The organism is Occallatibacter sp. (genome assembly GCF_049802275.1).
Lineage (GTDB): Bacteria > Acidobacteriota > Terriglobia > Terriglobales > Acidobacteriaceae > Telmatobacter.
Map to the genome: position 1 here is coordinate 1 of NZ_JBARMD010000643.1, position 10,580 is coordinate 10,580.

Annotated in this window: 7 protein-coding genes and 1 pseudogene; 5 read left to right on the forward strand and 3 right to left on the reverse strand. The window is 56.2% G+C overall.

The window, feature by feature from the left end:
- Positions 1–309 precede the first annotated feature (309 nt).
- Together WA354_RS21660 and WA354_RS21665 are read right to left on the reverse strand one after the other, a co-directional pair.
- Positions 310–2,235: a VWA domain-containing protein gene (locus WA354_RS21660; protein WP_472815101.1), complete on the reverse strand. Its 1,926-nt coding sequence runs from the start codon at positions 2,233–2,235 to the stop codon at positions 310–312.
- 60 nt (positions 2,236–2,295) lie between these two features.
- Positions 2,296–3,132: a hypothetical protein gene (locus tag WA354_RS21665; protein ID WP_472815102.1), complete on the reverse strand. Its 837-nt coding sequence runs from the start codon at positions 3,130–3,132 to the stop codon at positions 2,296–2,298.
- Between the two features lie 864 nt (positions 3,133–3,996).
- Between WA354_RS21665 and WA354_RS21670 the strand changes: the two genes are divergently transcribed.
- Positions 3,997–4,335, forward strand: a complete 339-nt coding sequence (locus WA354_RS21670; RefSeq protein WP_472815103.1) for a hypothetical protein — start codon at positions 3,997–3,999, stop codon at positions 4,333–4,335.
- Between the two features lie 105 nt (positions 4,336–4,440).
- On the opposite strand, the gene WA354_RS21675 is transcribed toward WA354_RS21670, so the two are convergent.
- Positions 4,441–5,391, reverse strand: coding sequence for a vWA domain-containing protein (locus WA354_RS21675; protein WP_472815104.1), 951 nt, complete (start codon positions 5,389–5,391; stop codon positions 4,441–4,443).
- Positions 5,392–5,731: 340 nt separating this feature from the next.
- On the opposite strand from WA354_RS21675, the gene rplA reads away from it, so the two are divergent.
- The 4 genes and pseudogenes from rplA to WA354_RS21695 all read left to right on the forward strand — a co-directional run.
- Positions 5,732–6,439, forward strand: a complete 708-nt coding sequence (gene rplA, locus WA354_RS21680) for a 50S ribosomal protein L1 (RefSeq protein ID WP_472815105.1) — start codon at positions 5,732–5,734, stop codon at positions 6,437–6,439.
- Positions 6,440–6,637: 198 nt separating this feature from the next.
- Positions 6,638–7,171 carry a 50S ribosomal protein L10 gene (rplJ, locus tag WA354_RS21685; protein WP_472815106.1) on the forward strand — a complete coding sequence of 178 codons (534 nt, stop codon included), beginning with the start codon at positions 6,638–6,640 and terminating at the stop codon, positions 7,169–7,171.
- A gap of 202 nt (positions 7,172–7,373) precedes the next feature.
- Entirely contained in the window at positions 7,374–7,751 is a 378-nt protein-coding gene (gene rplL / locus WA354_RS21690; RefSeq protein WP_472815107.1) for a 50S ribosomal protein L7/L12, read from the forward strand.
- A gap of 850 nt (positions 7,752–8,601) precedes the next feature.
- Positions 8,602–10,580, forward strand: a pseudogene (locus WA354_RS21695) (DNA-directed RNA polymerase subunit beta); the annotation flags it as partial.

A 10,580-nucleotide genomic window follows, 5' to 3' on the forward strand; every position in this document is an offset into this window, starting at 1 on the left:
ATGACATTACAGTGCTCAGAGTTTCATTTGCCCCGGTCCTCGCGTTCGCGTCGGGCGCATAAAAGCTCTCAAAACTTGCTGAATACAATCAATCCCCCACTCGGTACAACGCAATGCCGCCACTCAATGCAGCATTGTGTCGCCACTGTTACAAAAGAACCCGCCACCGGCTGAGTGGCCAATGGAGACAGGCATCATCCGCGCCGAAGGCGTGTGGGGCGTGTGGGGATGTTGATCAAGTAGTAATTTCCGGTTGGGCGGTTATCCAACCGGAACGCCAAGGGCAGCCTGAAGACCGGCGCGCGTGTGCTATTTGGTGACTGCCTCGAGTTCCGTTACGGAGCTTAGCGGAAGTTCCATTGTCCCGGCTTTGCGGGAACTTTGATCGTAGACGCCGGTACGGAGCCAATGTTGCCCGTAGGGTACCTCAATCTCCGCACGTAGCTTTACCCCGGTCTGCTCATACTCGCTATAGGTCTCAGGTTTGATACTCAGCGCAACCTGGTGGTCTTTGCGACTCGCAATATGGCCGTAGCGGTCGTAGATGATTAGCGAAATGTTCAGCGCGCCTTTGTGCAGACCTTCCGCATCCTGTTTCAGGTCAAGGTCCTTGAGATCGATGGCGAAGGCCACCGAATAGCGCCGTGGATGTCCTTTCGGGACAGAAGATTTATCCTCCGTCTGGGCAGGCTCCTGTTGCTGCGGCAACGGCTGAATGAGGACCTTATACAAAATCTGCTCACTCTGCGGCATCCCAAGGTCCATGAATGGCCGCAAGGGATCGACTGCTGTCTTGCTTGAGGCGTCTTTTGCGGACTGGGCGGCACCCGGCAGGTCTGCATCAGTTGCGTAGTAGCCGCGGCGATACGAAAGTGTGTATTTGCCCCCGGCGACCTTCGCCTCAATACGGCGGTATGCCCCATCCATCTTCTCGTCCGTTGGAGTGTAAGAGAGTGTGTAAAAATCGCCGCTCATTGAAACGATGTTGGCAATGACTTCAGAGAGTCCATTGGTGTTGTAGAAAGCTCTGCCGCCCGAGTCGTGGGCCAACATGTCCATGGTTGCCTGATCGCTATTGCGCGTACTTTTCTCGGTTGTGAGCGGATTGCTGATGGGACCGTTGGGTCCCAGCGGACCGTCAGTCGCCGGGTCCATGTTGGCGCCAGCCTGCGTGCTGCTATCGAGTTGCTCCCCCGGCTTGGTGCTGATCAAGCCGCTCGCACCGCTCATTTCCCTGGGCAACTGCGTTCCCGGCGATGCGTTTGTTCCAGATGCAGTAAAAGCCTGCATCTCACTTAAGCCGCGTGCATAAACCGGATAAATCGCGACGCGCGCTGCGGTCAGTAGGTTGACCGTCTTCGCGACGTCCCCTTCAAATCGCGTGCTGGTGGGACCGAACAGGTTCGGTGGGAACGACTCTGAAAACCAGATCAAGTTCTTGCGGCCAGGAAAGCCGCCGAGAAATGCGGCAAGCTGCTGCAAATTCGCCAGGGTTCGATGATCACGATCACTTTGTTGCGCAGTAGAGATCTCCGCCATGAATCCCTGTAGCGCCGCGATCATGATTGGAGACGCTGATGGGCTGTCCGGCACGTGACCGCCTCCCGAGCCGGGAATGATTTGCGACATCTGCCCGATCACTGCTTGTTGCGCACTGCTTTCGGCCGGTGACGTCAGCAACGCGGGACTTTCGATCTCATTGTTCTTTTTGTTGCCTAACGCCGCTACAAGAACCGCCGGGTCGTCGGTAAATCCCTGCACAAAATGCAGCCCCATCGACATAGTGAAGATCGCCATGCGCGATCCCGGCTCCAGGGTCTTCAGGAATCGAATGGCCTGCTGATGAACAAAGACCTGGTCTTCCATCGGAGAATTTAGCGAATCCAGTAGCAACACGTTGACCGCTGGCGGCTGGCCCGTTGGCGAGAAATTGCTAAAGACGTTTGGCGGCAGCGTGGGGAACTCTGCTGGTTCCGCTTTCGACGAAACGGAGTGTTCCTCAAAGAAAGAGACTGTCTGGGGCTTTCCCTGCTCAAGGACGATGAAATCGCTCTGCTTCAGTCCGCGGACAGGAACACCCTTATGATCGGTCACCACCAAATCCACTACGACCGCTCTGCTGGTGATCTGCAGCGAAGCGTCAGACCCAGTGGCCGACGGATTGTCTTGTGCTTTGAGTTGCCTTGTAACGCACATGGAACCCAATACCAGGATGCAAATCGACAGTTCTTTCATCGAAACCGCTTTCGGACCCCAAAAAGCACACTTGCTCGCAAAACATTCGTCAACGCCAATTCACTCAGGCTGAAGGTTGGGAGTTTGTGCCGTCGGCTTCTGAGCATCGGGCATGTCATGTGTGATGGGGTTGGTTGTCAAAGCACCATTCGCATCCAGAATGATGCGCGAGCTTGACCCCAACCGGTGATAGTCAGTAAAGGAAGTTCGGTTGAGCATGGTGACAGGCCGGACCAACTTCTTGTTGCGGCCTGGATGAGTGCAAAAGTCAGATTCCTGCGCCATAAAAGTAAGGCTGCGGACCGGACATATTGAGATGCGCTCGCCAATCAACACCGGGCCATATTCAATAACTGAAGCGACATGCGAAAGTGCATCGCTAACTGCAGAGTCAACTTCGAGAGTGATGCGCATGATGGCGCCGTACTTCGGGTCAATCGATAGCGATCCGTGGTAGGCGCGAACTTCTTGATGCGCGGTCCTACCAGCGCAAACGTAATTAACCTGATAATGCGAGGCTGAAATGGGCACAGCATAGCGATAGACCGCGACCGGCCCGTAACGGGTCTGTTCCCAATGATGAAAAGCAAGTTTGCTGTTGGTCACGTCAAGAAAAACAGCGACCAATTCTGGACCGAACTCCCCCTGGCTTTCCAGCCCGGCTTCGGGGTGGATTTCTCCGGAGTGAGTGGACAGCATGGGATTGATCACCTCTTTGCCGTCGCGGAATGTGATCTCCTGGCTGAATGTTCCCGTCGGATGCAGTTTGTCACTTGCTAGGAACTGTCCTCCGATTGTCAGTGGTGCATCGTCGAGTTTTACAGAAGTGCGCGTGGCAAAGAAATTTGGCAGGTGCTGTAAGATCTGGAGCACATAGACCCCTGCTGCACTCGTCATCTGGCGCTGCGCGTCCGCATTCGGAGCTGGAATGGGAGGCATCTCGCTTACCGGTGGGTCTAAGAGAGCTGATCGATCGGCGAGCAATTCCAAAGTTGCGAGGCTTTGCGGGCCAACCTTGTACGATGCCGCAAAACTGGCAACTGTACCAGCAGTGAGACGTTCTGAGAGTTCCAGGCGTTCGAGTTGCGGCGCTAAGACCGAATCCTGCCTCATTTCGACAAGCAGATCGGTACCACCCATTGTCTCGAGCAGTTTGTCGGCTGCGGAATTAGAAACTGTAGCGCCAGCCGCCAGCTTGCGTTCGAGTTGCTCCACCGTTACTCGCTGTGCCACTCCAAAGGGCAGAAGCAAGGCAACCATGAGCCCGAACTGAACTAGCCTTCGCATTTAAACCGTGAGCACGCTTCCCAACAGCTTGATCGGTTGTCAAGGCTAGACTGATTCGCATCGATCTGTTTGTGCAAGCGATCACACTACATTGCCTTTGGTATGAGATTTTCAGCCATTCGGCACGCCAACGTGGGTCATTCCCCAGTTCGTCCGAGGTTCCGGTCCTATAGTGGGCTACCCTGACGTTATATATCGGTAAACAGCCGGCCGGATTTCGGTGTTTCACCACTTTTGACGATCGCGCGGTCCTGCAATGGATGGCGGAATAACGCTGTGTAGACTGGCGGCATTTCATCGTAACCAGCAAAACTTCCAGAATACGAACAGCAACAAAATACAGTCGCAGCATCTTCGTCGTGTCTGGCACACCATCTTCTGTTTGCGAACAAGTGCTGTTTTGCAGGCCGCTTTTTCTGGATTTCAGCGCATCCCACCTAGGCGATCAGAAGTATCGCAAAGGAGAACTGATCAATGACCGATTATCGTGTCAATCCGGGTGAAGTCGAAGAAGATCAATTCACCGCCGCAATCGAAAAGTCCACGTCGAAGATTCCTACCAGCACCTATCTTGCTCTTGCGCTTGGCGCCATGGCCGTCTCTGCCGCTCTGCAGGCCTGGAACAAGAAGCATGAATCAATGTTTGTCGGCCAATGGGCTGCGCCTTTCCTGCTGCTGGGAATTTATAACAAGCTGGTGAAGCAGCACGGATCCGATGGCTCTGGCCGCGGAAGAGACGCTGGCTACGTCGGATCGGGCGAACGCAGCCATCGATCGCATGAAGGAGCTTATTCGCAGCCCGCCGGAATCTGAGCGCCATCCAATCGCTCCGCTATTTTAGATCGATCTTGCGGAAATAAAACACAGGCAGGTGACAAGTGAATCACCTGCCTGTGTTTGCGGAGGGAAGAAGAATTATTATTCGCCTCGCGCGGAGGTTGCGCTTGTGACCAGCACCTTTTGCGGCGCTTCGACCTTTGCGGACGGAACCTTCAAATCGATCTTCATCGTGGCGACTTCAGGCTTTCCATTCGACGGCGCTGAGAAGGTGAGCTCATATTGATGGTTCAGCCGGCGCCGCAGATCCTGCAGAAACGGCTCAAACGAGACTGGGTTCCCCATCCCTTGCCAGTAGCTGTTGCCGCCAGTGGCCTGCGTCACCATCAGCAGCAGATTCTGTCCTGCGTTGTTTTCGTACCAGCTGTTGTTCGCGCGGCCCATGTCCTTCCAGTAGATGGAATAGACAACGATGCCGGCGCGCACGGAGTCGTTGATTGCCTTATCGACGTACGGATCTTCAGGGTCGTAGCGCCGGTCGTAATTGTCGACACCATCCGTGACCATCAGCACTTCGCGCCGGGCGGTTCGGTCGTGCGATGGCCAGTTCTTGGCCAGATCGGAAAGACAGAAGTACGGGCTTGCATTCGAGCCAGGGAAGCCGCTGCTCACGTGCAAACCCTTCAGCACATCGGCCGCATTCGACGAAAGCTGGCTGCCGAAAGCGGCACGGCCATTTTCCATGTAGGCGATGGCTATCCGGGTGTTCGGCGGCATTTCCTTCACGAAACTCTCGATTTCGCTGAACTGGGTACCCAGGCTGGTGCGAGAACCACTGTCCATCAGCAGCACAAGCTCCACCGGGCTGTTCGAGTCCTGTAGCGCCGTAAAGTTCAGAACCGACGACTCCTTGCCATTCACCTTGAGTTTGAAATCCTTGGGAACCTGGCCGATGTTTTCCTTCGGATGTTCCGGCAAGATGGTGACAACGGCGCGTCCTTGTCCCTGCTGGTCATTCTTCTGCGCAAACGCGGGGAAAGTCGCCAGAACGGTTCCGGCGGTTAGTGTGAGCGCTAATCCTATTGTTTTCATATACATTATCCTCATTCAAGCTGCCCCTCGGCGACCATTTCATCGGGGAGCGTTTCCTTCGAGTCTTCATATCTTTAGATGCGATCGCGATGGATATGTTTCGGTGCTGCCCTAAATGGTCTTGTCTACGCGGCTTACGTTCTTGGAAAGAGGCCGCGCCGTTTGCATTTCAGATACCATTCCGATAATATTCATAGATGTGCCCGGGGAAATCTCTGGGCCGTCAATAACACCACGGCTTTTGGACCTGTTCGAGAGCGAAAACGCTGAAGTTCCAAGGCGTAAGCCTCCAGGTTCCCTGAAAATGGGGCTGGCAAATGCGGTGGGAGACGAGGATCTGATGGCTAAAATCAGCAAGAATATTGCTAAGGCGCGTGCGGCTGTAACCAAGCCCGCGTATCCGCTCAACGAAGCGGTTACCCTGCTCAAGGAAGTCAAGTACGCCAAGTTCGACGAGACTGTGGATCTGACCATGCGTCTGGGTGTCGACACCCGTCACGCCGACCAGATGGTGCGCGGAACCGTGGTTCTGCCGCACGGGTTGGGCAAGACCAAGACCGTTGCCGTGATCGCATCCGGCGACCGCCAGAAGGAAGCACAGGAAGCCGGTGCTGACTTCGTTGGCGGCGAAGAAATGGTCGAGAAGATTCAGAAAGAGAATTGGACTGCGTTCGACGCGCTGATCGCCACGCCCGACATGATGAAGGTTGTCGGCCGTCTCGGCAAGGTGCTTGGTCCGAAGGGCCTGATGCCGAACCCGAAAACGGGAACCGTGACGCAGGACGTGGCTGCGGCGGTGAAAGAGATCAAGGCCGGTAAGGTGGAGTTCCGCGCCGACAAAACCAGCCTGGTGCATGTGCCGGTGGGCAAGCTTAGCTTTGCGCCAGAAAAGCTGGTCGAGAATGCGACTACAGTAATTTCATCGATCGTGCGAGCGAAGCCTTCGGCGGCAAAGGGCAAGTACATCAAGAGCGTCACGCTGAGCTCGACGATGGGCCCCGGGGTTCCGCTGGATTCAGCAGTAGCGGACGCGGCGGGCAAGCACTAAAGAGCAGTGTTCAGTGATCAGTGGACAGTGGCCAGTAAGTGCTGGTGACCCGATGCTGATGGACTGGCAAAGAAGCAGGATGAAATTTGGGGCGCCGATTGAGGGCGCGGAGCAGGGATAGAGAAGGCTGAGCAGAGGGTTACAGGAAACTGACCACTGATCACTGATCACTGTCCACTGCCTGAGCGGAGCGAAGACATGGCAATTTCGAAAGCAAAGAAGACTGAGAAGGTCCAGCAGCTGTCAAAGGAGCTGGAGACCTCGACAACGGCAATTATCGGTACCTTCAGTAAGCTGACCGTTGCCAAGGACTATGAGCTGCGCAAGGTCATCCGCGAGGCGGGTGGCAAGTATCGCGTGGTCAAGAACAAGCTGGCGGCCGTTTCAAGCGAAGGGACCTCGATCGCTCCCGCGCTGAAAGGCTTGAAGGGCGTGAATTCTGTTGCATTCACCTCAGGCGACCCGGTTGCGCTGGCCAAAGTGTTCGCGAAGTGGGCCGGTGAGAACGCGGAGTTCCAGTTCAAGCTGGGCATCGTTGACGGCAAGCTGCTGAACGTGGAAGAGGTTAAGGCGCTGGCAACCATGCCGGGCAAGGAAGAGATCTTTGCCAAGCTCCTGTTCCTCATCAACGCTCCAGCGCAGCGCCTGGTTACAGTGATGAATGCGACTGGACGCGATCTGGCTGTAGTAATCAACCAGGGCGTCGAAAAAGAAAAGTTTGCAGCGGCATAGATTTGTGGTCTCCCAGGTCTCAGAAGCGAGACCTGGGGCACCCAGTTCTTAGCTAATGGCTAGAGGCTAGAAGCTGAAAGCTGTTTTTAGGGTTTGGCAGTAAGGCAGGCGGAAAGTGCGCGGGTCTGGCGCATCGGAAACTTACCGTTTGGGTTTGCAGCCGGGAATATCAATTATCAAACGGATTGAATGGAGAAAAGACATGGCGGATCTCGCACAGTTGGAAGAACAGATTGTTAGCCTGAGCCTGCTCGAAGCAGCGTCTCTGGTGAAGAAGCTTGAAGAGCGCCTTGGCGTTTCGGCAGCAGCGGCAGCCCCGGTTGCAGTTGCCGGTGGCGGCGGCGCAGCAGCGGCCCCGGCGGCTGAGGAGAAGACCGAGTTCCAGGTCATTCTCAAGGATGCCGGCGCGAACAAGATCAACACCATTAAGGCTGTCCGCGAGGTTACCTCGCTCGGCCTGAAGGAAGCCAAGGATCTGGTCGACGGCGCCCCCAAGGCGTTGAAGGAAAGCGCGACCAAGGACGAGGCTGAGGCGATCAAGAAGAAGTTTGAAGGCGTCGCAACCGTCGAAATCAAGTAGTTCGGCACGCGACTTGCAAGACGAGCCGGGACGCGCTACGATAGACGTTGCGCGTCTTTTCGGCCCATGCTTGGATTTCCGCGGTTTGGGCGAAAACCACTACAGCGCGTCTTAATCAAGAGTCAAAGGGCACAAAATGTTCGCATCCCGTGCTGGGCCAAGCAGCCATGGGGCGAACATCAATGCGAAGTTAAGTGCTCTCGTGTCAGCGGGATAGGCGGGTTTCCCGGTGACGGATGTCGTTTGGCAGGCGGCGGGCAGCAGAAGCGAGCTTTGGGATCGGCGATAGCGTTGCAACAAAAATCGGATGGGGGCACAGGCATCAAGCCGCGCTCGTGAGGAATTGCGTCCTCGCGGGCATTTGTGTCTCTATTGCGGCGGATTAGGCTTCTTCAGCGAAATCTACCATGTGTTTGCGGGCATCCGGGCCGGGTTTTTCCGGTATGCCTGTTACCGATTGTGCGCAGTCTACGGCAATTCCAGAGTTGGTTATGCGCTTGAATGATTTTGGAGAGCGCCGCTCCTTGATGGTCGCGTCGATTTGATGACGTTGCTTTCAGCGAGCAGCACCTCTGGAATTGCTTATAGCGCAATACCCTGAAGTGCGACAACGCCTGTGGCGCGATTTTAACGGCGCCTCAATCAAGTAAACACGCTTGGCGCGAGGATTCCGGGAGTACGGCGAAGTGATCGCCGCGCGTCCAGGACGGGATTGGCAACTAGCAGTCAGCCAATCTGAATGATCGGACTTATTTACGTAAACTGCTGGCGCCTCGAGACTCGGGTGCCGGCCCTGCGCAAACCTGGATGGCGGGAATTGCGCTGGTGTGACGAGACTCAGGAGTGAAGCATGCCCAACGAGAAGCGCGCGATTCGCAGCCGGCTCGATTTTTCCAAGATTCCTACCGCAACCCAGATTCCTAACCTAATCGAAGTGCAGCGCCGCTCCTATGAGCGTTTTCTGCAGATGGACAAGCTGCCCAACGAGCGTGATGACTCGGGACTGCAGTCGGTGTTTGTTTCAGTTTTCCCCATCACCGACTTCCGCGGTATCTCGCAGCTTGATTTCGTTGACTACTCCATCGGCAACTGGGAATGCAAGTGCGGCCACCTCAAAGGTCTTCACCACCTGCGCACCGCCTGCACGCATTGCGGCGCCATGGTGATTACCGATCCGTTCCTTCCTGGCGACGTTCTTTGCCACAAATGCGGAACCTACAACAAGAACGTTCCCGACTTCTGTAACAAGTGCGGCGACCCTGTGGGACTGCAACTGAAGTACGACCAGCAGGAGTGCGAAGAGCGCGGCATGACGTTCTCTGCCCCGCTGAAGGTCACGGTCCGCCTCACCATCTACGACAAGGATGCGGAGACCGGCAACAAGACCATTCGCGATATTAAAGAACAAGAAGTCTTCTTCGGCGACATCCCCCTGATGACGCCGAACGGCACGTTCATCGTCAACGGCACCGAGCGCGTAATCGTTTCTCAGTTGCATCGTTCGCCCGGCGTCTTCTTTGAGACGGCGAACAACCGTACCTATTTCCTCGGCAAGATCATCCCCTATCGCGGATCGTGGGTGGAGTTCGAGTACGACCAGAAGAACACGCTCTACGTCCGCATCGATCGCAAACGCAAGTTCCTGGGAACCATCTTCCTGCGCGCGCTTGGCCTGCGCTCGGACGAAGAAATCCTCAAGACCTTCTACACCATCGATCGCATCCACATTGCCAATGGCAAGCTGCAGTGGGCCGTTCCCGCAGATCACAAGGCGGCCACGCACCTCCAGGGTGCGAAGCCCGCGCACGCCGTCCTCCACAAGGGCGAAGAGATCGCGCACTCCGGCCGCAAAATTACCGCCAACTCGCTGAAGGCGATCCGCGCAGCCAACATCGACAAGATCGAGATCGAGTCTGCCGAACTTGACGGCGCCATCACGGCCGCCGACATCATCGACCTGAACACCGGCGAAGTGATCGTCGAAGCCAACATCGAACTGACCGCCGATCGCCTGCACAAGGTGATGGCGAGCGGCGCGACGAGCTTTGAGCTCTTCTTCCCGGAGCGCGACGACGTGGGCAACATCATCACCAACACGCTGAAGCGCGACTCCGTCCACAAGCCGGAAGAAGCGCTGATCGAAATCTACCGCAAGCTGCGGCCGGGCGATCCGCCGACGCTCGACACCGCGACTGCGCTGTTCGAAGGCATGTTCTTCGATCCGCGCAAGTATGACTTTTCGCGCGTGGGCCGTCTCAAGTTCAACATCAAGCTCTACGAGAACCAGGATGCCACCCAGCTCGACCATCGCACCCTGACGCCGGAAGATTTCTACGGCACCATCCGCTACCTTCTCAAGCTGCGCAAGAACATCGGCATGGTCGACGACATCGATCACCTTGGCAACCGCCGCGTTCGCGCAGTGGGCGAATTGATGGAGAACCAGTTCCGCATCGGCCTCGTCCGCATGGAACGCGCCATCAAGGAAAAGATGAGCGTGTACCAGGAACTGAACACGGCCATGCCGCACGACCTGATCAACGCCAAACCGGTGATGGCGGCCATCCGCGAGTTCTTCGGCTCTTCGCAGCTCTCGCAGTTCATGGATCAGACCAACCCGCTCTCCGAGATCACCCACAAGCGCCGCCTGTCGGCCCTTGGACCTGGTGGTCTGTCGCGTGAACGCGCCGGCTTCGAAGTCCGCGACGTGCACCCCACGCACTATGGCCGCATCTGCCCCATTGAGACGCCTGAAGGCCCGAACATCGGCCTTATCAGCTCGCTCTCGTGCTTTGCGCGCATTAATGAGTACGGGTTTATCGAGTCGCC